Source organism: Rhodoplanes sp. Z2-YC6860, assembly GCF_001579845.1.
GTDB lineage: Bacteria > Pseudomonadota > Alphaproteobacteria > Rhizobiales > Xanthobacteraceae > Z2-YC6860.
Genome location: NZ_CP007440.1, coordinates 4808754 through 4830566 on the forward strand (window position 1 = coordinate 4808754; position 21813 = coordinate 4830566).

Annotated in this window: 26 protein-coding genes and 2 pseudogenes; all 28 read right to left on the bottom strand. The window is 63.6% G+C overall.

Annotation, left to right across the window (positions count from 1 at the left end):
- Positions 1–100: 100 nt before the first annotated feature.
- On the bottom strand, positions 101–952 hold the full coding sequence (locus tag RHPLAN_RS22420; RefSeq protein WP_068022152.1) for an adenylate kinase: 852 nt from the start codon (positions 950–952) through the stop codon (positions 101–103).
- The gene (gene secY / locus RHPLAN_RS22425; RefSeq protein ID WP_068022155.1) at positions 949–2280 is read right to left on the bottom strand and encodes a preprotein translocase subunit SecY; all 1332 of its coding nucleotides are present in this window, start codon (positions 2278–2280) and stop codon (positions 949–951) included. The genes RHPLAN_RS22420 and secY overlap by 4 nt, the downstream gene beginning before the upstream one ends.
- Before the next feature lie 150 nt (positions 2281–2430).
- On the bottom strand, positions 2431–2922 hold the full coding sequence (gene rplO / locus RHPLAN_RS22430) for a 50S ribosomal protein L15 (RefSeq protein ID WP_068022158.1): 492 nt from the start codon (positions 2920–2922) through the stop codon (positions 2431–2433).
- Between the two features lie 12 nt (positions 2923–2934).
- Complete coding sequence (gene rpmD, locus RHPLAN_RS22435; protein ID WP_068022165.1) at positions 2935–3126, bottom strand: 50S ribosomal protein L30; 192 nt, start codon at positions 3124–3126, stop codon at positions 2935–2937.
- 14 nt (positions 3127–3140) lie between these two features.
- A complete protein-coding gene (gene rpsE, locus RHPLAN_RS22440; protein ID WP_084245339.1) occupies positions 3141–3746 on the bottom strand; it encodes a 30S ribosomal protein S5 in 606 nt (201 codons plus the stop codon).
- Positions 3747–3789: 43 nt separating this feature from the next.
- A complete protein-coding gene (gene rplR, locus RHPLAN_RS22445) occupies positions 3790–4146 on the bottom strand; it encodes a 50S ribosomal protein L18 (RefSeq protein WP_068022168.1) in 357 nt (118 codons plus the stop codon).
- Between the two features lie 11 nt (positions 4147–4157).
- On the bottom strand, positions 4158–4691 hold the full coding sequence (rplF, locus tag RHPLAN_RS22450) for a 50S ribosomal protein L6 (protein WP_068022171.1): 534 nt from the start codon (positions 4689–4691) through the stop codon (positions 4158–4160).
- 29 nt (positions 4692–4720) lie between these two features.
- Positions 4721–5119, bottom strand: coding sequence for a 30S ribosomal protein S8 (gene rpsH / locus RHPLAN_RS22455; protein ID WP_068022183.1), 399 nt, complete (start codon positions 5117–5119; stop codon positions 4721–4723).
- Positions 5120–5129: 10 nt separating this feature from the next.
- On the bottom strand, positions 5130–5435 hold the full coding sequence (gene rpsN / locus RHPLAN_RS22460) for a 30S ribosomal protein S14 (protein ID WP_068022185.1): 306 nt from the start codon (positions 5433–5435) through the stop codon (positions 5130–5132).
- Between the two features lie 52 nt (positions 5436–5487).
- A complete protein-coding gene (rplE, locus tag RHPLAN_RS22465) occupies positions 5488–6201 on the bottom strand; it encodes a 50S ribosomal protein L5 (RefSeq protein ID WP_084245341.1) in 714 nt (237 codons plus the stop codon).
- On the bottom strand, positions 6194–6520 hold the full coding sequence (gene rplX, locus RHPLAN_RS22470; RefSeq protein WP_068022186.1) for a 50S ribosomal protein L24: 327 nt from the start codon (positions 6518–6520) through the stop codon (positions 6194–6196). The genes rplE and rplX overlap by 8 nt, the downstream gene beginning before the upstream one ends.
- Positions 6520–6888, bottom strand: coding sequence for a 50S ribosomal protein L14 (gene rplN, locus RHPLAN_RS22475; RefSeq protein WP_068022188.1), 369 nt, complete (start codon positions 6886–6888; stop codon positions 6520–6522). Before rplN ends, rplX begins: the two co-directional genes overlap by 1 nt.
- Positions 6889–7018: 130 nt before the next feature.
- Positions 7019–7255, bottom strand: a pseudogene (rpsQ, locus tag RHPLAN_RS22480) (30S ribosomal protein S17); the annotation flags it as partial.
- Between the two features lie 144 nt (positions 7256–7399).
- Positions 7400–7591: pseudogene (gene rpmC / locus RHPLAN_RS40590) on the bottom strand (50S ribosomal protein L29); the annotation flags it as partial.
- A gap of 12 nt (positions 7592–7603) precedes the next feature.
- Positions 7604–8017: a 50S ribosomal protein L16 gene (gene rplP / locus RHPLAN_RS22490; protein ID WP_068022193.1), complete on the bottom strand. Its 414-nt coding sequence runs from the start codon at positions 8015–8017 to the stop codon at positions 7604–7606.
- A 33-nt stretch (positions 8018–8050) separates the two neighbouring features.
- On the bottom strand, positions 8051–8749 hold the full coding sequence (gene rpsC / locus RHPLAN_RS22495; RefSeq protein ID WP_068022197.1) for a 30S ribosomal protein S3: 699 nt from the start codon (positions 8747–8749) through the stop codon (positions 8051–8053).
- A gap of 9 nt (positions 8750–8758) precedes the next feature.
- Entirely contained in the window at positions 8759–9142 is a 384-nt protein-coding gene (gene rplV / locus RHPLAN_RS22500; protein WP_068022200.1) for a 50S ribosomal protein L22, read from the bottom strand.
- A gap of 24 nt (positions 9143–9166) precedes the next feature.
- Positions 9167–9463, bottom strand: coding sequence for a 30S ribosomal protein S19 (gene rpsS / locus RHPLAN_RS22505; protein WP_068022203.1), 297 nt, complete (start codon positions 9461–9463; stop codon positions 9167–9169).
- A gap of 12 nt (positions 9464–9475) precedes the next feature.
- On the bottom strand, positions 9476–10306 hold the full coding sequence (gene rplB, locus RHPLAN_RS22510; RefSeq protein ID WP_068022204.1) for a 50S ribosomal protein L2: 831 nt from the start codon (positions 10304–10306) through the stop codon (positions 9476–9478).
- A 15-nt stretch (positions 10307–10321) separates the two neighbouring features.
- Complete coding sequence (locus tag RHPLAN_RS22515) at positions 10322–10621, bottom strand: 50S ribosomal protein L23 (protein WP_068022207.1); 300 nt, start codon at positions 10619–10621, stop codon at positions 10322–10324.
- Complete coding sequence (gene rplD / locus RHPLAN_RS22520; RefSeq protein WP_068022209.1) at positions 10618–11241, bottom strand: 50S ribosomal protein L4; 624 nt, start codon at positions 11239–11241, stop codon at positions 10618–10620. Before rplD ends, RHPLAN_RS22515 begins: the two co-directional genes overlap by 4 nt.
- 1 nt (position 11242) lies before the next feature.
- On the bottom strand, positions 11243–11986 hold the full coding sequence (gene rplC, locus RHPLAN_RS22525) for a 50S ribosomal protein L3 (protein ID WP_068022219.1): 744 nt from the start codon (positions 11984–11986) through the stop codon (positions 11243–11245).
- A gap of 29 nt (positions 11987–12015) precedes the next feature.
- Positions 12016–12324, bottom strand: a complete 309-nt coding sequence (gene rpsJ / locus RHPLAN_RS22530; protein ID WP_068022220.1) for a 30S ribosomal protein S10 — start codon at positions 12322–12324, stop codon at positions 12016–12018.
- Positions 12325–12443: 119 nt separating this feature from the next.
- Complete coding sequence (gene tuf, locus RHPLAN_RS22535; protein ID WP_068022222.1) at positions 12444–13634, bottom strand: elongation factor Tu; 1191 nt, start codon at positions 13632–13634, stop codon at positions 12444–12446.
- Between the two features lie 56 nt (positions 13635–13690).
- Positions 13691–15763, bottom strand: coding sequence for an elongation factor G (gene fusA, locus RHPLAN_RS22540; RefSeq protein WP_068022223.1), 2073 nt, complete (start codon positions 15761–15763; stop codon positions 13691–13693).
- A gap of 41 nt (positions 15764–15804) precedes the next feature.
- Positions 15805–16275 (bottom strand): 30S ribosomal protein S7, encoded by a 471-nt coding sequence (rpsG, locus tag RHPLAN_RS22545; RefSeq protein WP_068022224.1) that lies wholly within the window; start codon positions 16273–16275, stop codon positions 15805–15807.
- 12 nt (positions 16276–16287) lie between these two features.
- Positions 16288–16659, bottom strand: a complete 372-nt coding sequence (gene rpsL, locus RHPLAN_RS22550; protein ID WP_068022227.1) for a 30S ribosomal protein S12 — start codon at positions 16657–16659, stop codon at positions 16288–16290.
- Between the two features lie 780 nt (positions 16660–17439).
- Positions 17440–21726, bottom strand: a complete 4287-nt coding sequence (rpoC, locus tag RHPLAN_RS22555; protein ID WP_068022230.1) for a DNA-directed RNA polymerase subunit beta' — start codon at positions 21724–21726, stop codon at positions 17440–17442.
- Positions 21727–21813 lie beyond the last annotated feature (87 nt).

Here is a 21813-nt window from a genome sequence, read left to right on the forward strand (position 1 = left end):
GGGGATTCCATGCGATAACGCGACGCCCTCCCCAAGACTCTGGGGCCGGCATCGTTCGAACTGGGTCCGACTGGGTTGCGAGTTATTAGGGGATTCCGCCTCACTTCGTCAACCTCCGCCCCCGCGCAGGTTTCCGGCTTTTTTTGGACGCTTTGGCCGCCCTGCCCGATGCCTTTTTGGGAGCAGCCTTGGCGGCAGGCTTCCGGCAGGCTCCCTTGGCGGCTTTCGGGGCCGATTTGGCCTTGATCGAGGCCTTTTTCTCCACAGGTTTCCTGACGGAACCGGCAGCCTTCCGGGCGGCCAGCTTGCCGGCTGGCGCGGCCTTGGCCGCCCCCGCCTTGGAGGCCGATTTGGCCACCGGGCGGAAGGCCGCGTCGGCCAGGGCCCGGTTGATGGCCGCGCTGACGTCGGAGATCGAGGCCATGCCGTCGACCGTCCGCAGCGATCCCTGCCCCTTGTAATAGCTCACCAGCGGCGCGGTCTGGACGCCATAGGCGGCCAGCCGCTGCTTGAGGATGTCCGGATTGTCGTCGGCCCGCAGCGGCTCGCCGCGGAGCTTCATCTGCTCGACGCGCGTCTCGATCCGGCGGACCAGGATGTCGGGATCGACCTTGAGCTCGACCACGGCATCGAGGCGGAGCTTCTTCTGGGCCAGCATCCGGTCGAGCGCCTCGGCCTGCGGCACGGTGCGCGGGAAGCCGTCCAGGATGAAGCCGTTGCGGGCGTCGGGCTGCTCGATACGGTCCGCCACGATCTGCACCACGACCTCGTCGGGGCACAGATCGCCCCGCGCCATGATGTCCTTGGCCTTCTGGCCAACCGGCGTGCCGGCCGCAACGGCCGCACGCAGCATGTCGCCGGTGGAGAGCTGCACAATGCCGTATTTCGAGACGAGTTCCTTGGCTTGCGTGCCCTTGCCGGCCCCCGGCGGACCGAGCAGAACAATCCTCATTTCCTGCGCCCCCGCAGTTTCGACCGCTTGATCAGACCTTCATACTGATGGGCCAGCAAGTAGCCCTGGATTTGCGCAACGGTGTCCATCGTCACGCTCACGACGATCAGGAGCGACGTGCCGCCGAAATAGAACGGCACCGACGCGTATGAAATCAGGATTTCCGGGATGAGGCAGACCACCGACAAATAGGCCGCGCCGATCACCGTGATGCGGGTCAGGACGTAGTCGATGTATTCGGCGGTGCGCTCGCCCGGCCGGATGCCCGGAATGAAGCCGCCATGCTTCTTCAGGTTGTCCGCGGTCTCGGTCGGGTTGAATACGATCGCCGTGTAGAAGAAGGCGAAGAAGACGATCAGACCGACATAGAGGAACAGGAACAGCGGCCGGCCGTGGCCGAGCTGAGTCACGATCGTCTGGAACCACTCGGGACCCTGGCCCGCGTTGAACTGCGCGATGGTGGTCGGCAGCAGCAGGAGCGACGAGGCGAAGATCGGGGGAATCACGCCTGAGGTGTTGAGCTTCAGCGGCAGGTGCGAGGACTGGCCCTCGAACATGCGGTTGCCGACCTGGCGCTTCGGATACTGGATCAGGAGCCGGCGCTGAGCGCGCTCCATGAACACGATGAAGGCAATCACGACGACCGCCATCACGATGATCACCAGGATCAGTCCCGTCGACAGCGCGCCCTGGCGGCCGAGTTCCAGCATGCCCGCGATGGCCGCCGGCAATTCGGCGACGATGCCGGCCATGATGATCAGCGAAATGCCGTTGCCGATGCCACGGGCGGTGATCTGCTCGCCGAGCCACATCAGGAACATGGTGCCGCCGGTGAGCGTGATCGCGGTCGATACCCGGAAGAACATGCCGGGATCGGTCACCGCATTGCCCGCACCTTCCAGGCCGTAGGCGATGCCGTAGCTCTGGAACAGAGCCAGCACCACGGTCAGATAGCGGGTGTACTGGTTGATGACCTTGCGGCCCTGTTCACCCTCTTTCTTAAGTTGCTCAAGAGTCGGTGAAACAGTCGTCATCAACTGAATGATGATCGAGGCCGAAATGTACGGCATGATGTTCAACGCAAAGATCGCCATGCGGTGGATGCCACCGCCGGCGAACATATTGAACATGCCGAGGATGCCGCCCGCCTGCGTCCGGAAAATCTGCTCCCAGGCAGTGGGATCGATGCCGGGCAGCGGGATGTAGGTGCCGAAACGGTAGACCAGCAGCGCGCCGAGCGTGAACCAAATACGCTTCTTGAGTTCCTCGGCCTTGGCGAGCGCCGAGAAATTCAGGTTGGCTGCGAGTTGTTCTGCCGCAGAGACCATTGAGAGCTCCCGTTACGCCCCGCCCTACCCCAACAGGTCATGTCCTGCCGAGGCAGGACATCCGTGATTGGTGGTGGTCTCTATGTGGTGCATATCCACCGCAAAACCACGCCTGCCGGCTTTCGCCCGGGACTAGCCGGGCGACACCTATCAGGCGGCCTTTTCGCCCTCTTCGCTCTTCGGCGCCAGGATCTTCACCGAGCCGCCGGCCTTCTCGACCGCGGCGACCGCGGACTTGGAGGCGCCATAGACCTCGAACGCGACCTTGGCCTTGATCTCACCGGTGCCGAGGAGGCGCACGCCGTCTTTGGCCCGGCGCAGGATGCCGGCCTTCACCAGCGCTGCGGCGTCGACGGTTGCGCCCGCGTCGAGGAGCTTGGCGTCGATAGCGGCCTGCACCTTGCCGAGGTTCACCTCGTTGAGCTTCAGCGCGAACGCCGTGTTCTTGAAGCCGCGCTTGGGCAGACGGCGATGCATCGGCATCTGGCCGCCCTCGAAGCCCTTGATGCGCACACCCGAGCGCGCCGTCTGGCCCTTGCCGCCACGGCCGCCGGTCTTGCCGGCGCCGGAGCCGATGCCACGGCCGATGCGGAAGCGCTTCTTGCGCGCGCCCTCACGCGGGGCGATTTCGTTCAGCTTCATCGCCGCTTCTCCTTATTTGCCGTCCACCACGCGGACGAGGTGCTTCACCTTGGTGAGCATCCCGCGGGTCGCCGGCGTATCCGGCACTTCGGCGCTACGGCCGATCTTGTTCAGCCCGAGACCGACCAGCGTCTGGCGCTGGGTCTGCTCGCGCCGGATCGGGCTGCCGATCTGCTCGATCTTGATGGTCTTGCCAGAGGCCATGTTCAGTCTCCCGCTCAGTCGGCCGCGGCTTCGCTGTCGACGCCCTGGCGGCGAGCCTGGAGCGTCGAAACCTTGATGCTGCGGCGCGCCGCGACCGAGCGCGGCGAATCCTGGTGCTTCAGCGCGTCGAAAGTCGCGCGCACCATGTTGTAGGGGTTCGACGAGCCGATCGACTTCGCGACCACGTCCTGCATTCCAACCGACTCGAACACCGCGCGCATCGGGCCGCCGGCGATGATGCCGGTTCCCGGAGGCGCCGCGCGCAGGAACACCTTGCCGGCGCCATGACGTCCGAACACGTCGTGGTGCAGCGTGCGGCCTTCGCGGAGCGGCACCCGCATGACGTTGCGCTTGGCGGCATCAGTGGCCTTGCGGATCGCCTCCGGCACCTCGCGCGCCTTGCCGTGGCCGAAGCCGACCCGGCCCTTCTGGTCGCCGACGATGACGAGCGCGGCAAAGCCGAAGCGCCGGCCGCCCTTCACCACCTTGGCGACGCGATTGATGTGGACGAGCTTGTCGATGAACTCACTCGGCTCGCGGTCGGCTCCGCGATCACCGCGGCGGTCGCCACGGCGCTCGCGATCGCCGCCTTCGCGCTCTCGTCTTGGTTCATGTGCCATAACGGTCTTCTCTCTCTTCGGGCGATCAGCCCGTAATCATCCGTTAGAAGTTCAGGCCGCCTTCGCGCGCGGCATCGCCGAGCGCCTTGATCCGGCCGTGGTAGCGATAGCTGCCGCGATCGAACACGACGTCCTTGACGCCCTTCTCGACCGCGCGCTTGGCGACCAGCGAGCCGACCGCCTTGGCGGCGTCGACATTGGCGCCTGACTTCGCCCGCATATCCTTCTCCAGCGAAGATGCCGACGCGAGCGTCAGCCCCTTCACGTCGTCGATCACCTGGGCATAGATGTGCTTGCCCGAGCGGTGCACAGAAAGCCGCTTGCGTCCGTTGGCGGCGGCCTTTACGGCGCGGCGCACGCTTCCTTTGCGGCGCTGGGCCCGGTCCTTGACTGTCGGCATGGCGCGCTCCGTTACTTCTTCTTGCCTTCCTTGCGGAAGATGTATTCGCCGACGTACTTCACGCCCTTGCCCTTGTAGGGCTCTGGCGAGCGGAAGTCGCGGATTTCGGCGGCCACCTGGCCGACCTTTTGCTTGTCCGAGCCGGTGATGGTGATCTCGGTCGGCTTCGGCGTCACGATCGCGATCCCTTCCGGGATCGGATAAACCACGTCGTGGCTGTAACCGAGCTGGAGCTGCAGGTTCTTGCCCTGCACCGCCGCGCGGTAGCCGACGCCGTTGATCTCGAGCTTCTCCTCGAAGCCCTTGGTGACGCCGGTCATCAGATTGCTGACCAATGTCCGCGCCGTACCCCACTGCGAGCGCGCACGCTTGGTCTCAAAGCGCGGATCGACCTTGATCGCGCCCTTGTCCATCGTGGCCTTGACGTCGTCATGCAGCACGAGCTGCAGCGCGCCCTTCGGACCCTTGACCTTGATGGTCTGGCCTTCGACGTTCGCAGTGACGCCGGAGGGGACCGAAACTGGTTTCTTACCGATACGGGACATGATGTTTCCCTAAATCTCGCGCTTCCCGATCAGAACACCGTGCAGAGCAGCTCGCCGCCGACGTTCGCATCGCGAGCATCGTGGTCGGCCATCACGCCCTTGGGCGTCGAAATGATCGACATGCCAAGGCCGTTGTTGACGCGCGGCAGGTTGCGGACTGCGACATAGACCCGGCGGCCCGGCTTGGAGACCCGCGAAAACTCGCGGATCACCGGCTGGCCGTCGAAATACTTCAGCTCGATCTCGAGCTCGCTGCGGCCGTCGGCATGATCGACTTTGGCGTAGCCGCGGATGAAGCCCTCGCTCTTGAGAACGTCGAGCACGCTGACGCGGAGACGCGAGCCCGGCGTCGACACTTTCGGCTTCTTACGCATCTGCGCGTTGGTGATGCGCGCGATCATATCGCCGAGTGGATCGTTCAACTGCATATGCGCCTCCTCACCAGCTCGACTTCACGAGGCCTGGAATCAGGCCCTTGGAACCGAGCTCGCGCAGCGCAATACGGCTGAGCTTGTGCTTGCGGTAGAATGCGCGCGGCCGCCCCGTCACCTCGCAGCGGTTGCGGATGCGGGTCTGGCTGGCGTTGCGTGGCATCTCGGCAAGCTTGAGAGAAGCGGCGAAGCGCTCCTCCACCGGCTTGGTCTTGTCCATGATAATCGCTTTCAAGCGGTCGCGACGGCCACGCGCTTGCTTCGCCATCTTGCGACGGCGATTGTTCTTCTCGATCGAACTCTTCTTCGCCATTAGGCTCTCCTGGTGATCCGCGTCTGAAGGTCTTGCCGGTTAGGCCCTACCCTCACTGCCGGAACGGGAAGTTGAATGCGGTCAGCAGCGCACGCGCCTCATCGTCGGTGCGAGCGGTCGTGCAGACCGTGATGTCCATGCCCCAGACTTCGTCGATCTTGTCGTAATCGATTTCCGGGAAAACGATGTGCTCCTTGATGCCGAGCGAGTAGTTGCCGCGGCCGTCAAAGCTCTTCGGGTTCAGACCGCGGAAGTCGCGCACGCGGGGCAGCGCGATGTTCACGAGACGGTCGAGGAACTCGTACATCCGCGCCTTGCGCAGCGTGACCTTGCAGCCGATCGCCTGGCCGTCGCGCAGCTTGTAGGTCGCGATCGACTTGCGCGAGCGGGTGATCACGGCCTTCTGACCGACGATCGCGGTCAGCGCCTCGGCCGCCTGCTCGACCTTCTTGCGGTCGGCCACGCCCTCGCCCACGCCCATGTTGAGGACGATCTTGTCGAGGCGCGGCACCTGCATCGGGTTCTGGTAGCTGAACTTCTCGACCAGGGCCTTGCGGATGACCTGGTCGAAATGCATGCGCAGCCGCGGCGTCACCCGCTCCTCGGGCTCACGCTGCTTCTTCTCGCCGCCTTCGGCCTTCTTCTTGGCCGCAGCAGCCTTGTCCTTTGCAGCCTGAGCCTTCTCGGCGCGAGCTTGCGCCTCCGGAGACTTGTCGGCCTTCGGCGCAGCCTTGGCTTTGCCGGCGTCTTTCTCTTTGTCAGCCATCGATCTCGACTCCCGAGCGCTTGGCGATGCGAACCTTCTTGCGGTCGTCGCCCGCACCCACGAACTTGAATCCCACGCGCGTCGGCTTGCCGTCCTTCGGATCGGCAATCGCGACATTGGACAGATGGACCGGCGACTCCTTGGAAATGATGCCGCCTTCCTGCTGCGCCGTCTGCTTCTGGTGGCGCTTCACCATGTTGATGCCGCGCACCAGGACGCGATCGTCGTCCGGACGCACCTCAATGACCTCGCCGGTGCGACCCTTGTCGCGGCCGGTGAGCAGAACGACCTTGTCGCCCTTTCTGATCTTGGCCGCCATCACAGCACCTCCGGCGCAAGCGAAATGATCTTCATGTGGTTCTTGGCGCGCAGCTCGCGCGGCACCGGCCCGAAGATACGAGTGCCGACCGGCTCCATCTGCGGGTTGATCAACACCGCAGCGTTCCGATCGAAGCGGATCACCGAACCGTCCGGGCGCTTGATGTCCTTGCGGACCCGCACCACCACGGCCTTCATGACCTCGCCCTTCTTGACGCGACCGCGCGGGATCGCCTCCTTCACCGAGACGACGATGACGTCGCCGATGGTGGCGTACTTGCGCTTGGAGCCGCCCAGCACCTTGATGCACATAACGCGGCGCGCGCCGGAATTGTCCGCCACGTCGAGGTTGGTTTGCATCTGAATCATCAGGAGCCTCGCAATTCTTTCTTCTTACGTGTCACGACGCTCAGTTTGCCGGGGCGGCGGCTTCCGCCTTGCCGGCCTTCTTCTTCGACGCGCGCTTGCCGCTGTCCACGACCGGCGCATCGATCTTCGCGCGCTTCTCGCCCTGGGTGACGATCCAGCGCTTGAGCTTGGAGATCGGCTTGTGCTCCTCGATCCACACGATATCGCCGACCGAGAACTCGTTCTTCTCGTCGTGAGCGTGGAACTTGTTGGAGCGGCGCACGGTCTTCTTCATGACCGGGTGCGTGAAGCGGCGTTCGACGCGGACAACAACGGTCTTGTCCTGCTTGTCGCTGACCACCACGCCCTGGAGCGTTCGCTTCGGCATGAGATCCTCTTACTTTTTCTTCGCTTTGGCGCGGGACGCCAGGCGCGGCTTGGAACGGTTGGATACGGGCGGACGCGCCTTCGGCGTACGGCGAACCGAGGTGCGCTCGGTCGCGGCCGAAGCTGCGGCCTTCGCCTTCGGCGCCTCGCCGGCGCGCTTCTGCTTGGCGATCGTCATCATGCGTGCGACGTCGCGACGCACTTCGCGCACGCGCGCGGTGTTCTCGAGCTGTCCCGTCGCCCGCTGGAAGCGGAGATTGAACTGCTCCTTCTTGAGCTTGAGCACCTCGTCGTCGAGCTGGTCGACGGTCATGGCGCGCACATCGGAAGCTTTCATGGCCCTGATCCCTTATGCCGCGATGCGCGTCACGAAACGGGTTTTGATCGGCAGCTTGGCGGCGGCAAGCGTGAGCGCCTCCTTGGCGAGCTCGACCGAGATGCCGTCGACTTCGAACAGGATGCGGCCCGGCTTGACGCGGCAGACCCAGAGCTCGACCGAGCCCTTGCCGGAGCCCATGCGGACTTCGAGCGGCTTCTTCGACACCGGCACGTCCGGATAGACGCGGATCCACACCTGGCCGGCGCGCTTCATGTGACGGGTGAGCGCGCGGCGGGCGGCTTCGATCTGGCGCGCGGTGACGCGATCCGGCTCGGTCGCCTTCAGCCCGAACTGGCCGAACGCCAAATTCTGTCCGCTGGTCGCCAAGCCGTGAATGCGGCCTTTGTGCGCCTTCCGGAACTTGGTTTTCTTCGGCTGCAGCATAACGAGTCCTCTTACTGTCCCTTGTCCAGCGCGTTACGCGTCACGACGCGACGGGCGACCGGCTTCGGCCTCGGCGAGGCGCTTATCCTGCGCCATGGAGTCGTGCTCCATGATCTCGCCCTTGAAGATCCAGACCTTCACGCCGCAAGTGCCGTAGGTGGTGAAGGCGGTCGCAACGCCGTAATCGACGTCGGCGCGCAGCGTGTGCAGCGGCACGCGGCCCTCGCGATACCACTCCATGCGCGCGATTTCGGCGCCGCCGAGACGGCCCGAGCAGTTGATGCGGATGCCCTGGGCGCCAAGCCGCACCGCCGACTGCACGGCGCGCTTCATGGCGCGGCGGAACGCCACGCGGCGCTCGAGCTGCTGGGCGATCGACTCGGCGACCAGCGTCGCATCGAGCTCAGGCTTTCTGATCTCGACGATGTTGATGACGACGTCGCTCGGGGTGATCTTGGCGACAGCCTTGCGCAGCTTCTCGATATCGGCGCCCTTCTTGCCGATCACCACGCCGGGGCGCGCCGAATGCACCGTCACCCGGCACTTCTTGTGCGGGCGCTCGATCACGATCTTCGAGACCGCGGCTTGCTTGAGGGCCTCCATCAGCGCCTCGCGGATCTTGATGTCCTCGTGCAGCAGCCCGCCGTACTCATTCTTGCCGGCGTACCAGCGCGAGTCCCAGGTGCGGTTGATGCCGAGCCGCAGACCGATCGGGTTGACCTTCTGACCCATGACTTCTCCTTAAGCCGCCTTGCTCTCGACCTGACGCACGACGATGGTCAGATGCGAGAACGGCTTCAAAATCTTGCCCATGCGGCCGCGGCCGCGCGGATGGAAGCGCTTCAGAACAAGCGCCTTGCCGACATGTGCGTGAGCGACGATCAGATCGTCGACGTCGAGATCGTGATTGTTCTCGGCGTTGGCGATCGCCGACTCCAGACACTTCTTCACGTCCTTCGCGATCCGCTTCTGCGAGAACTGCAGATCGGACAGCGCGGTCGCAACCTTCTTACCGCGGATCAGCTGCGCGACCAGATTAAGCTTCTGCGGCGACACCCGCAGCATGCGGGCGACGGCCTTAGCCTCGTTGTCCGGCAGGTCCCGTTCGCGTGCGCTCTTGCCCATGATGGTTTCCCTAAAGCTCGCTCATCAACCGCCGGCCGCGGCCGGCTTGCGCGTGGCCTTGCGGTCCGAGGTGTGGCCATGAAAGGTCCGCGTCGGCGAGAACTCGCCAAACTTGTGTCCGACCATTTCCTCGGTGACGGCGACCGGAATGTGCTTCTGGCCGTTGTAGACGCCGAACGTCAGTCCCACGAACTGCGGCAGGATCGTCGAGCGGCGGCTCCAGATCTTGATGACTTCGTGGCGGCCCGAGCCCCGCGCGGCGTCTGCCTTCTTGAGCAGATAGCCGTCGACAAACGGGCCTTTCCAAACCGATCGTGACATGCGCGCGATCCCTTACGATGACTTCTTGCGAGCGTGACGGCTCAGCATGATGAACTTCTGAGTGGACTTGTTCTTGCGGGTCTTCTTGCCCTTGGTCGGGAAGCCCCACGGCGTCACCGGATGGCCACCGCCCTTGGTGCGGCCACCGTGCGGATGGTCGACCGGGTTCATGGTGATGCCGCGGTTGTGCGGCATGCGGCCCTTCCAGCGTTGACGGCCGGCCTTGCCGATCGTCGTGTTCATGTTGTCGGGGTTCGACACCGCGCCGACGGTCGCGAGGCAGCGGCCATGCACCAGGCGCTGCTCCGACGAGTTCAGACGCAGGATGACGTATTCCTGGTCGCGGCCGACGATCTGCGCGTAGGTGCCGGCCGAACGCGCGATCTGCCCGCCCTTGCCGATCTTGAGCTCCACGTTGTGGACGATGGTGCCGACCGGCATGTTGCCGAGCGGCATCGCGTTGCCCGGCTTGATGTCGACCTGCTCGCCCGCGACGATCACGTCGCCGGCGGCGAGCCGTTGCGGCGCGAGGATGTAGGACTGCTCGCCATCCTTGTACTTCACCAGCGCAATGAACGCGGTGCGGTTCGGGTCGTATTCAATGCGCTCGACGGTCGCGGTCTCCTCGCGGCGCGTGCGCTTGAAGTCGATGACGCGGTAGGCCTGCTTGTGACCACCGCCGCGGAAACGGCTGGTGATACGGCCGTGGTTGTTGCGGCCGCCAGACGAATGCTGGCCTTCCACCAGGCCCTTCACCGGCTTGCCCGAGTGCAGGCCGTCACGATCAACGATGACCAAGTGGCGCTGGCTCGGCGTGGTCGGCTTGTAAGTTTTAAGTGCCATAACTTTACCCTGCCCTTACAGCCCGGTGGTCACGTCGATGCGGTGACCTTCTTCGAGGGTCACGACTGCGCGCTTGCTGTCCTGCAGCTCGCCCGGACGGCCCTTGAAGAAGCGGACCTTGCCCTTGCGGACGAGCGTGTTCACGGCCTTCACCTTGACGTCGAACAACTTCTCGACGGCTTCCTTGATCTGCGGCTTGGTGGCGGTGCGCGCGACCTTGAAGACGACCTTGTTGTGCTCGGACGCCATCGTCGCCTTTTCGGTGATCACCGGTGCGATCACCACGTCGTAGTGGCGCGGATCGTTGGTGCTCATTTGAAGCGCGCCTCCAGCGCATCGACTGCGGCCTTGGTCAGCACGAGCTTGCCGCGGCGCATGATGTCGTAGACGTTGATACCCTGGATCGGCAGCACGTCGATGTTCGGGATGTTGCGCGCGGCATTGCGGAAGCCCGCCTCGATCTCGGCGCCGTCGATGATCAAGGCGCCGGTGTGAACGCCGAGCTTCTCGAAGTGCGCCGCGAGCTGCTTGGTCTTGGCGTCCTTCACAGTCGCCTTGTCGAGCACGATGATGCCGCCGTCCTTGGCCTTGGCGGACAGAGCATGCTTGAGAGCGAGGGCGCGAACCTTCTTCGGCAGGCCGATCTCGTGGCTGCGCACGACCGGACCGAACGCACGGCCACCGCCGCGGAACTGCGGCACGCGAGCCGAACCGTGACGGGCACCGCCGGTGCCCTTCTGCCCGTACATCTTCTTGCCGGTGCGCCAGATGTCGGCGCGGTTCTTCACCGCGTGCGTGCCGGCACGGCGCTTGTTGAGCTGCCACACGACACAGCGCTGGATCAGATCGGCGCGCGGCTCGAGGCCGAAAATCGCATCCGAGAGCGTGACCGAACCGGCCTCGCCGCCATCAAGGGTGGTGACCTTCACATCCATGTCACGCGCCCTCCTTCGGGGCTTCGGCCGCAGGCGCGGCTTCAGTCTTCGCTGGCGCTGCTTCCGCAGCCGGCGCCTTGAACTTGCCAGGCTTCGGCAGGTCCTTAGGCGGCGCCTTTTTCACCGCGTCGCGCACGGTGATCCAGCCGCCCTTGTGACCGGGAACCGCGCCTTCGATCATGATCAGGCCGCGCTCGACGTCGGTCTGCACGACGCGCAGATTGAGCGTGGTGACGCGGTCGGTGCCGAGATGGCCCGGCATCTTCTTGTTCTTGAACGTCTTGCCTGGGTCCTGGCGACCACCGGTCGAACCGATCGAACGATGCGAGACCGACACGCCGTGCGTGGCGCGCAAGCCGCCGAAGTTCCAGCGCTTCATGCCGCCGGCATAACCCTTGCCGATCGAGGTGCCGGTGACGTCGACGAACTGACCGACCAGAAAGTGGTCTGCCGTGATCTCCGCACCGACCGGGATCAGCGAGTCATCGCTGACTCGGAATTCGGCGATCGTGCGCTTGGGCTCGACCTTGGCAACGGCGAAACGGCCGCGTTCAGCCTTGCTCACGTTCTTGACCTTGCGGGTCCCAGAACCGAGCTGGAGCGCGACGTACCCGTCCTTTTCCTTGCTGCGATGCGAGATGACCTGGCATTGCGCAAGACGCAGCACCGTGACCGGCACGTGCTCGCCGGCATCGGTGAATAAGCGGGTCATTCCGACCTTCTGTGCGATCACACCGGAGCGCATAATTGGTTACCCTTCTCGTCCTGACCGGCTCAGAGCTTGATCTCGACGTCGACACCAGCAGCGAGGTCGAGCTTCATCAGCGCGTCCACGGTCTGCGGCGTCGGATCGACGATGTCCAAAAGGCGCTTGTGGGTGCGCATCTCGAACTGTTCGCGGCTCTTCTTGTCGACGTGCGGCGAACGGTTCACCGTAAACTTCTCGATCCTAGTCGGCAGCGGGATTGGTCCACGCACCTGCGCACCCGTGCGCTTGGCGGTGTTGACGATCTCGCGGGTCGACGCATCGAGGATGCGGTGATCGAACGCCTTGAGCCGGATCCGGATATTCTGGCCGTTCATTGCCGTTGTCTCTTTCTCAGATCGTCACCATCGCTGACCACAGGCATCCAAGGCTTGGGGCCGCGAGTGGCGAACGGCGAACAGCAATTTCTCGCCATTCGCCATTCCCTGTTCGCTCGTTACTCGATGATGCTTGCGACGACGCCCGCGCCGACGGTGCGGCCGCCCTCACGGATGGCGAAGCGGAGCTTCTCTTCCATCGCGATCGGAACGATCAACTGCACTTCCATGGCGATGTTGTCGCCCGGCATCACCATCTCGGTGCCGGCCGGCAGCGTCACAACACCGGTCACGTCGGTGGTGCGGAAGTAGAACTGCGGACGGTAGTTGGTGAAGAACGGGGTATGACGGCCGCCCTCTTCCTTGGTGAGGATGTAAGCCTCAGCCTTGAACTTGGTGTGCGGCTTCACGGAGCCCGGCTTGCACAGCACCTGGCCGCGCTCGACGCCCTCGCGGTCGATACCGCGGAGCAGCGCGCCGATGTTGTCGCCAGCCTGACCCTGGTCGAGCAGCTTGCGGAACATTTCGACGCCCGTGACGGTGGTCTTCTGCGTCGCCTTGATGCCTACGATCTCGACTTCCTCGCCGACCTTGATGATGCCGCGCTCGACGCGACCCGTGCACACCGTGCCGCGGCCCGAGATCGAGAACACGTCTTCGACCGGCATCAGGAACGGCTGATCGATCGGACGCTCCGGCTGCGGGATGTAGCTGTCGACGGCTTCCATCAGCTTGAGGATCGCGTCATGGCCGAGCTCGGGGCTCTTGCCTTCGAGCGCGCACAGCGCCGAACCCTTGACGATCGGAATCTTGTCGCCCGGGAAATTGTACTTCGACAGAAGCTCGCGAACCTCGAGCTCGACGAGGTCGAGGAGCTCCGGATCGTCGACCATGTCGACCTTGTTCATGAACACGACCAGCGCCGGCACGCCGACCTGGCGGGCAAGCAGGATGTGCTCGCGGGTCTGCGGCATCGGGCCGTCGGCAGCCGACACGACCAGGATCGCGCCGTCCATCTGGGCCGCGCCGGTGATCATGTTCTTCACGTAGTCGGCGTGGCCGGGGCAGTCGACGTGCGCATAGTGGCGCTTCTGGGTCTCGTACTCGACGTGCGCCGTCGCGATGGTGATGCCGCGCGCCTTCTCTTCCGGCGCCTTGTCGATCTGGTCGTAGGCAGTGAAAGTCGCGCCGCCGGTCTCCGCCAGCACCTTGGTGATCGCTGCCGTCAACGACGTCTTGCCGTGGTCGACGTGACCGATGGTGCCAACGTTGCAGTGAGGCTTATTGCGGTTGAATTTCTCTTTGGCCATTGAAGTCTCCCGGCGCTCCGGTGGATTGAAAGTTGGTCGTAAAGTTGGACTTTGAGTTAGGCGTACTTCGCCTGAACTTCGTCTGCGATCGCTTTCGGAACTTCCTGATAGTGATCGAATTGCATGGTGAAGGTGGCTCGACCCTGGCTCATCGAGCGCAGGTTATTGACGTAAGAGAACATGTTCGCGAGCGGCACCATCGCGGTGATGACGTTGGCGTTGCCGCGCATGTCCTGGCCCTGAATCTGGCCGCGCCGCGAGTTGAGATCGCCGATGACCGAGCCGGTGTAGTCTTCCGGCGTCACCACCTCGACCTTCATGATCGGCTCAAGCAGCGTCGCACCGCCCTTTTGCAGCGCATCGCGAAGCGCCATGCGCGCCGCGATTTCGAAGGCCAGAGCCGACGAGTCGACGTCATGATACTTGCCGTCGATCAGCGTCACCTTGAGATCGACCACCGGGAAGCCGGCAAGGATGCCCGCGCCCAGAACCGACTCGAGGCCCTTCTCTACGCCCGGAATGTACTCCTTGGGCACCGCGCCGCCGACGATCTCGTTCTCGAACTCGAAGCCCGTGCCCGGCGGCAGCGGCTCGACGACGATCTTCACCGCCGCGAACTGACCGGTGCCACCGGTCTGCTTCTTGTGGGTGTAGTCGACCGTCACCGGCCGGCTGATGCGCTCACGATAGGCCACCTGCGGCGCACCGATGTTCGCTTCAACCTTGTAGGTGCGCTTGAGGATGTCGACCTTGATATCGAGGTGCAACTCGCCCATGCCCTTGATGATGGTTTGGCCGCTCTCCTGGTCGGTCGACACGCGGAACGACGGATCCTCGGCAACGAGCTTTGCCAGCGCCACGCCAAGCTTTTCCTGGTCGGCCTTAGACTTCGGCTCGATCGCGATCTCGATGACCGGATCGGGGAATTCCATCTTCTCCAGGATCACCTCATGTGCCGGATCGCAAAGCGTATCGCCGGTGCGGGTGTCCTTGAGGCCTGCCAGAGCAACGATGTCGCCGGCGTAGGCTTCCTTGATGTCCTCGCGGTTGTTGGCGTGCATCAGCAGCATGCGGCCAATGCGCTCTTTGCGCTCCTTGGTCGAGTTGATGACGCCGGTGCCGCTCGACAGCGTACCAGAATAGATGCGGCAGAACGTGATCGTGCCGACGAACGGATCGTCCATGATCTTGAACGCCAGGAGCGACATCGGCTCCTTGTCGTCAGGATGACGCTCGATCTCATTGCCCTTCGGATCGACGCCCTTGATCGCAGGCACGTCGAGCGGCGACGGCAGATAGTCCACCACGGCGTCGAGCAGCGGCTGCACGCCCTTGTTCTTGAATGCCGAGCCGCACAGCACCGGGTAGAACGCGCCGGTGATGACAGCCTTACGGAGCAGCCTCTTCAGTGTCGCCTCGTCCGGCTCCTTGCCGTCGAGATAAGCAGCCATCGCATCGTCATCGAGCTCGACAGCGGCCTCGACCAGCTTCTCACGATATTCCTTGGCCTGATCGAGCAGGTCGGCCGGAATATCGATGTCGTCGTATTTCGCACCGAGCGACTCGTCGTTCCAGACCACGCCCTTCATGCGCACCAGATCGACCAGGCCTTTGAACTGGCTCTCGGCGCCAATCGGCAGCTGAATCGGAACGGGCTTCGCGCCTAGGCGATCGACGATGTCCGTCAGGCACTGGAAGAAGTCAGCGCCGATCTTATCCATCTTGTTGGCGAAGACGATGCGCGGAACCTTGTACTTGTCGCCCTGACGCCACACCGTCTCGGTCTGCGGCTCAACACCCTGGTTCGAATCGAGCACCACCACCGCGCCGTCGAGGACGCGCAGCGAACGCTCCACCTCGATGGTGAAGTCGACGTGACCTGGGGTGTCGATGATGTTCAGACGCTTGCCGTTCCAGAACGCGGTGGTCGCGGCCGACGTAATGGTGATGCCGCGCTCCTGCTCCTGCTCCATCCAATCCATCGTCGCGGCGCCTTCGTGCACCTCGCCGATCTTATGGTTCTTGCCGGTGTAATAGAGGATCCGCTCAGTGGTCGTGGTCTTGCCGGCATCGATGTGCGCCATGATGCCGAAATTGCGGTAGTCCTCGATGGGGTGAGCGCGGGCCATGACAGTCTGTCTTTCGTTCGAATTCCGTTCGTACGCTGCAATTACCAGCGGTAGTGCGAGAACGCGCGGTTGGCTTCCGCCATCCGGTGCGTGTCTTCGCGCTTCTTGACGGCGTTCCCCCGATTGTTGGACGCATCGAGCAACTCCGCCGAGAGCCGCTCGGTCATCGTCTTCTCGCTGCGGTCGCGCGCAGCGGAGATGATCCAGCGAATGCCAAGCGCCTGACGCCGCGAGCTGCGGACTTCGACCGGCACCTGGTAGGTGGCACCACCGACGCGGCGCGAGCGCACTTCGATCGACGGCATGACGTTTTCGAGCGCCTGCTCGAACACCTTCAGCGGATCGCCCTTGACCTTGCCCTCGATGGTGTCGAGCGCACCGTAGACGATGCCTTCGGCAACGGACTTCTTGCCCTCGTACATCACCGAGTTCATGAACTTGGAAACGACCAGGTTGCCGTACTTGGCATCCGGGTTGATCTCGCGCTTGTCGGCTGAATGGCGACGGGACATGACGATCGATCCTTACTTCGGACGCTTGGCGCCGTACTTCGAACGGCGCTGCTTGCGGTTCTTGACGCCCTGGGTGTCGAGCACACCGCGCAGGATGTGATAGCGCACGCCCGGCAGATCCTTGACGCGGCCGCCGCGGATCATGACCACCGAGTGCTCCTGAAGGTTATGGCCTTCACCCGGGATGTAGCCGATCACCTCGAAGCCGTTGGTAAGGCGCACCTTGGCGACCTTGCGCAGCGCCGAGTTCGGCTTCTTCGGGGTCGTGGTGTAGACGCGCGTACAGACGCCGCGCTTCTGCGGGCTCTGCTGGAGCGCTGGCACCTTCTTCTTCGCCTTTTGCACCACCCGCGGGTGGCGGATCAGCTGATTGATCGTCGGCATTCGCCTGTTGCCTCTTCGAAGCTTCCTGAAAGCCCTCGCCCGAACCTTCGTCCGGACCTTCGCCAGAGCACGCCTCGCGCCCTGGCAAACCGATGCGGCCCGGACCCGCGCAAACGAAACCGCGCCATCCACCCCGGCGGTGGAAGGCGCTCATCGGCTCAGAGGACCACGCCAAAGGCGGCGCGGTCATGCACCAGAATTCTGACTATCGTTCGACGTCAGCGGCAGCGTTTGAGCTTCATTTGTCGAGGCTCGGAGTTGCCTCACTCGCAGCCGATAAGATCAAAAAATCTCAAAGGCTTGGCGGATTTGCAAGGCAGGCCGTTCCGACTGGCGAAGCTCACCGCCTGCCGAAAGTGGGGCGTATTTATCGGTGCTTGACCGGGGTGTCAAGGCAGAACGGGCCGGAAATGCTGCAGTTTCTGGCATTCCGCAGCCCCTTTCCGCTGAAGCCTCGACGCGGAAGAGGCCCTGTTGCGCCGCGAGTCAACGCCCCAAGTCGGAGCAAGCCGGTGCCTCGTACAGTCGCTTTCGGCCGTCGTTATCCAACAATAATATCAGAATACTCTTATAAGCCGCTGAATTAACACAAGAATCGCAGCGAAATTTTTCCGGCACCGTGAAATTTTGAAACACCGTTTGTGCATGACGCCAGATGCAGGTCACGCCTGCAAGGCGTAGCGGCGTGATTCCAAAACGAACCACTCCATCCGGCTACGAAAAACAAAACGGCCGCCCGGAGGCGGCCGCTTGCTTTCGTGAGTCGATAACGGCGGAGAATCACTCGGCCGCAGGCAGTGCGACAGGCTCCTCGGCGGGCGCCGCCGGGGTCACGGGTGCAGCCTTCGCTGCGTCCTTCTCCCGTTCGTCGAGGATGAGCTGATCGCGCTTGGTCGCAACCTCGCGCAGCTTGCTCATCATGGCGCCGGTTCCGGCTGGAATCAGGCGTCCGACGATGACGTTCTCCTTGAGACCGTCGAGCGTATCCGCCTTGCCGTTAACGGCGGCTTCGGTGAGCACGCGGGTGGTCTCCTGGAACGACGCTGCCGAGATGAACGAGCGGGTCTGCAGCGAGGCCTTGGTGATGCCGAGCAGCACCGGGTGCGCCGTCGCGGGCTTCTTGCCCTCGGCCACGAACCTGGCGTTGATCTCGTCGAACTCGATCTTGTCGATCTGCTCGGCGTGGATCATGTCGGTCTCGCCAACGTCGGTGATCTCGACCTTCTGCAGCATCTGGCGAACGATCACCTCGATGTGCTTGTCGTTGATCGCCACGCCCTGCAGCCGGTAGACGTCCTGGATTTCGTTGACCAGGTAGTTCGCCAGCTCCTCGACACCCTTAATCGCCAGGATGTCATGCGGCGCAGGATTGCCGTCGACGATATAGTCGCCCTTCTCGATCAGATCGCCGTCCTGCAGGTGGATGTGCTTGCCCTTGGGGATCAGATACTCCACGGGCTCGCCGCCACCCTCGGTCGGCGTGATGCTCAGGCGCCGCTTGTTCTTGTAGTCGCGGCCGAACTGCACGGTGCCGGTCATCTCGGCAATGACGGCGGCCTCCTTCGGCCGACGCGCCTCGAACAACTCCGCCACCCGCGGCAGACCGCCGGTGATGTCGCGGGTCTTGGCGCTCTCGGTCGGGATACGGGCGATGACGTCGCCGGCCTTCATGTGCTCGTTGACGTCGGCCGACAAAATCGCATCGACCGCGAGCATGTAGCGGGCATCGCCGCCGCGCGCGAGCTTCTGCACCTTGCCGTCCGCGCCCTTGATCACGATCGCCGGACGAAGGTCCGCCGCCCGTGTCGAGGTCCGCCAATCGATGACCACACGCTTGGCGATACCGGTCGACTCGTCGACCGATTCCGACATCGACTGCCCTTCCACCAGATCCTCGAAGCCGACGGTGCCGTCGACCTCGGTGAGGATCGGCCGGGTGTAGGGATCCCACTCGGCGATACGCGTGCCGCGCTTGATCTCCTGACCGTCCGTGACGCGCAGCCGCGCGCCGTTCTGGATGCGGTGCGTGGCGCGTTCGGTGCCGTCGGGGTCTGCCACAGCGATCACGATGCTGCGGCCCATGGCAATCCAGTCGCCGTCCGAGTTCTTGACGACGGCATTCTTGCCCTTGGTCTTGATGACGATCTTGCCGTCGAAGTTCGACTCGATGAACGACTGCTCGGAGATCTGCGCCGCGCCGCCGATATGGAACGTGCGCATGGTCAGCTGGGTGCCCGGCTCACCGATCGACTGCGCTGCGATCACGCCGACCGCCTCGCCCATGTTCACCGGTGTGCCGCGGGCAAGATCGCGCCCGTAGCAGGCTCCGCAAACGCCATTGATCAACTCGCAGGTCAGCACCGAACGGATGCGCAGCTCCTGCACGTTGGCCTGGACGATCTCCTCGACTTCCTTTTCGCTCAGCAGCGTGTTCCGCTTGACGATGACGCGAGTGCCCGCCGGATCCTTCACATCCTCAGCCGTGGTACGGCCCAGGATGCGACTCGCCAGCGACGCCACCACCGTGCCGGAGTCGATGATGGCTCGGACCGCAATGCCGTCCTTGGTGCCGCAATCGAACGACGTGATGATGCAGTCCTGCGCGACGTCGACGAGACGCCGGGTCAGGTAACCCGAGTTCGCAGTCTTCAGCGCGGTGTCGGCCAGTCCTTTGCGGGCGCCGTGCGTGGAGTTGAAGTACTCCATCACGGACAGGCCTTCCTTGAAGTTCGAGATGATCGGGGTCTCGATGATCGAACCGTCAGGCTTGGCCATCAGGCCGCGCATGCCGGCGAGCTGACGCATCTGCGCGGGTGAACCGCGCGCGCCGGAGTGCGCCATCATGTAGATGGAGTTGACCTGAGCCTGACGGCCGGTCTTCTCGTCGCGCTTTGCCGCCGAGATTTCCTCCATCATCTTGCCGGCGATCTCGTCGGTCGCCTTCGACCAGGCATCGACAACCTTGTTGTACTTCTCGCCCTGAGTGATCAGGCCGTCGTTGTACTGCTGCTCGAAGTCCTTGGCCTCCGTGCGGGTCTTCTCGACGATGTCCCACTTCTTCTTCGGCACGACCATGTCGTCCTTGCCGAACGAAATGCCGGCGCGGAACGCGTGATAGAAGCCGAGCGCCATGATGCGATCGCAGAAGATCACCGTGTCCTTCTGACCGCAGTGGCGATAGACGGTGTCGATCATTCCGGAGATTTCGCGCTTCGTCATGAGCTTGTTCACGACGTCGAACGGAACCTTCGAGGAGCGCGGCAACACCTGACCGAGCAGCGCACGGCCGGGCGTGGTCTCGTACCACTTGTTGTACTCCCCGCCCTTCTCGTCGATGCCGACCCAGCGGAACTTGATCTTGCTGTGCAGATGCACGCCGCCCTGGTTGAGCGCGTGCTCGACCTCGGCGATGTCGCGGTAGAAGCCGCGCACCGTGTTGACCTTCTTCGGGTCCTTCTTCAGCTCCTCCTCCGAATGGATCTCGTACTTCCACTCGCCCGGATGACCGTCGGCCATAATGGTGAGGTAGTAGAGGCCCAGCACGATGTCCTGCGACGGCACAATGATCGGCGAGCCGTTCGCGGGATGCAGGATGTTGTTCGTGCTCATCATCAGCACGCGAGCTTCGAGCTGTGCCTCGAGCGACAGCGGCACGTGAACGGCCATCTGGTCGCCGTCGAAGTCGGCGTTGAACGCGGCGCAGACCAGCGGATGCAGCTGGATAGCCTTTCCCTCAATGAGGACCGGCTCGAACGCCTGAATGCCGAGACGGTGCAAGGTCGGCGCGCGGTTGAGCATGACCGGATGTTCGCGGATCACCTCGTCGAGAATGTCCCAAACCTCCGGCTTCTCCTTCTCCACGAGCTTCTTCGCCTGCTTCACCGTGGTCGACAGACCCTTGGCGTCAAGCCGCGAGTAGATGAACGGCTTGAACAGCTCGAGCGCCATCTTCTTCGGCAGACCGCACTGATGCAGCTTGAGCTCCGGACCGACCACGATCACCGAGCGGCCCGAATAGTCGACGCGCTTGCCGAGCAGGTTCTGACGGAACCGGCCCTGCTTGCCCTTGAGCATGTCGGCGAGCGACTTCAACGGACGCTTGTTGGCGCCGGTGATGACGCGGCCGCGACGGCCGTTGTCGAACAGCGCATCGACCGCCTCCTGAAGCATGCGCTTCTCGTTGCGGATGATGATGTCCGGCGCACGCAGCTCGATCAGCCGCTTCAAGCGGTTGTTGCGGTTGATGACGCGGCGATAGAGATCGTTGAGGTCGGACGTGGCGAAGCGGCCGCCATCCAACGGAACGAGAGGTCGCAGATCCGGCGGGATCACCGGCACTTGCGTGAGGATCATCCACTCCGGCTTGTTGCCGGACTGGGTGAAGGCCTCGATCAGCTTCAACCGCTTGGCAAGCTTCTTCGGCTTGAGCTCGGACTTCGACTCCGCGATCTCGACGCGCAGATCCGCGGCGAGCTTCTCGAGGTCGAGGCCCTTCAGCATCTCGCGGATGGCTTCCGCCCCGATCAGTGCCGTGAAGCTGTCCCCGCCGTACTCGTCCTGCGCCTTGAGGTACTCGTCCTCCGACAGGAGCTGACGGTCCTGCAGCGGGGTCAGACCCGGCTCCAGCACCACGTAGTACTCGAAGTACAGAATGCGCTCGAGATCCTTCAGCGTCATGTCGAGCAGAAGGCCGATGCGCGACGGCAGCGACTTCAGGAACCAGATGTGCGCAACAGGCGCCGCGAGCTCGATATGGCCCATACGCTCGCGCCGCACGCGGCTGAGCGTCACTTCGACCGAGCACTTCTCGCAGATGATGCCCTTGTACTTCATGCGCTTGTACTTGCCGCACAAGCACTCGTAGTCCTTGATCGGCCCGAAGATGCGCGCGCAGAACAAGCCGTCGCGCTCGGGCTTGAAGGTACGGTAGTTGATGGTCTCCGGCTTTTTGATCTCGCCGTAGGACCAGGACAGAATCTTTTCCGGGCTCGCGATCGAAATCTTGATCTGGTCGAACACCTGCGCAGGAACCTGCGGGCTGAAAAGATTCATGATTTCTTGGTTCATCGTCTTCTCCGCTTGCCGACCGTGTCGGCCGCTAAAGTCATTCCAGGTTCGCCGTCGCGCTTCTGGGGGCGGAAGCGAGACGGCCTT

What these genes read in the sequence shown, in the direction of transcription:
- RHPLAN_RS22420 (WP_068022152.1), bottom strand. Translation starts at nt 952, where the DNA reads ATGAGGATTGTTCTGCTCGGTCCGCCGGGGGCCGGCAAGGGCACGCAA.
- secY (WP_068022155.1), bottom strand. Translation starts at nt 2,280, where the DNA reads ATGGTCTCTGCGGCAGAACAACTCGCAGCCAACCTGAATTTCTCGGCG.
- rplO (WP_068022158.1), bottom strand. Translation starts at nt 2,922, where the DNA reads ATGAAGCTGAACGAAATCGCCCCGCGTGAGGGCGCGCGCAAGAAGCGC.
- rpmD (WP_068022165.1), bottom strand. Translation starts at nt 3,126, where the DNA reads ATGGCCTCTGGCAAGACCATCAAGATCGAGCAGATCGGCAGCCCGATC.
- rpsE (WP_084245339.1), bottom strand. Translation starts at nt 3,746, where the DNA reads ATGGCACATGAACCAAGACGAGAGCGCGAAGGCGGCGATCGCGAGCGC.
- rplR (WP_068022168.1), bottom strand. Translation starts at nt 4,146, where the DNA reads ATGCCGACAGTCAAGGACCGGGCCCAGCGCCGCAAAGGAAGCGTGCGC.
- rplF (WP_068022171.1), bottom strand. Translation starts at nt 4,691, where the DNA reads ATGTCCCGTATCGGTAAGAAACCAGTTTCGGTCCCCTCCGGCGTCACT.
- rpsH (WP_068022183.1), bottom strand. Translation starts at nt 5,119, where the DNA reads ATGCAGTTGAACGATCCACTCGGCGATATGATCGCGCGCATCACCAAC.
- rpsN (WP_068022185.1), bottom strand. Translation starts at nt 5,435, where the DNA reads ATGGCGAAGAAGAGTTCGATCGAGAAGAACAATCGCCGTCGCAAGATG.
- rplE (WP_084245341.1), bottom strand. Translation starts at nt 6,201, where the DNA reads ATGGCTGACAAAGAGAAAGACGCCGGCAAAGCCAAGGCTGCGCCGAAG.
- rplX (WP_068022186.1), bottom strand. Translation starts at nt 6,520, where the DNA reads ATGGCGGCCAAGATCAGAAAGGGCGACAAGGTCGTTCTGCTCACCGGC.
- rplN (WP_068022188.1), bottom strand. Translation starts at nt 6,888, where the DNA reads ATGATTCAGATGCAAACCAACCTCGACGTGGCGGACAATTCCGGCGCG.
- rplP (WP_068022193.1), bottom strand. Translation starts at nt 8,017, where the DNA reads ATGCTGCAGCCGAAGAAAACCAAGTTCCGGAAGGCGCACAAAGGCCGC.
- rpsC (WP_068022197.1), bottom strand. Translation starts at nt 8,749, where the DNA reads ATGGGTCAGAAGGTCAACCCGATCGGTCTGCGGCTCGGCATCAACCGC.
- rplV (WP_068022200.1), bottom strand. Translation starts at nt 9,142, where the DNA reads ATGGGCAAGAGCGCACGCGAACGGGACCTGCCGGACAACGAGGCTAAG.
- rpsS (WP_068022203.1), bottom strand. Translation starts at nt 9,463, where the DNA reads ATGTCACGATCGGTTTGGAAAGGCCCGTTTGTCGACGGCTATCTGCTC.
- rplB (WP_068022204.1), bottom strand. Translation starts at nt 10,306, where the DNA reads ATGGCACTTAAAACTTACAAGCCGACCACGCCGAGCCAGCGCCACTTG.
- RHPLAN_RS22515 (WP_068022207.1), bottom strand. Translation starts at nt 10,621, where the DNA reads ATGAGCACCAACGATCCGCGCCACTACGACGTGGTGATCGCACCGGTG.
- rplD (WP_068022209.1), bottom strand. Translation starts at nt 11,241, where the DNA reads ATGGATGTGAAGGTCACCACCCTTGATGGCGGCGAGGCCGGTTCGGTC.
- rplC (WP_068022219.1), bottom strand. Translation starts at nt 11,986, where the DNA reads ATGCGCTCCGGTGTGATCGCACAGAAGGTCGGAATGACCCGCTTATTC.
- rpsJ (WP_068022220.1), bottom strand. Translation starts at nt 12,324, where the DNA reads ATGAACGGCCAGAATATCCGGATCCGGCTCAAGGCGTTCGATCACCGC.
- tuf (WP_068022222.1), bottom strand. Translation starts at nt 13,634, where the DNA reads ATGGCCAAAGAGAAATTCAACCGCAATAAGCCTCACTGCAACGTTGGC.
- fusA (WP_068022223.1), bottom strand. Translation starts at nt 15,763, where the DNA reads ATGGCCCGCGCTCACCCCATCGAGGACTACCGCAATTTCGGCATCATG.
- rpsG (WP_068022224.1), bottom strand. Translation starts at nt 16,275, where the DNA reads ATGTCCCGTCGCCATTCAGCCGACAAGCGCGAGATCAACCCGGATGCC.
- rpsL (WP_068022227.1), bottom strand. Translation starts at nt 16,659, where the DNA reads ATGCCGACGATCAATCAGCTGATCCGCCACCCGCGGGTGGTGCAAAAG.
- rpoC (WP_068022230.1), bottom strand. Translation starts at nt 21,726, where the DNA reads ATGAACCAAGAAATCATGAATCTTTTCAGCCCGCAGGTTCCTGCGCAG.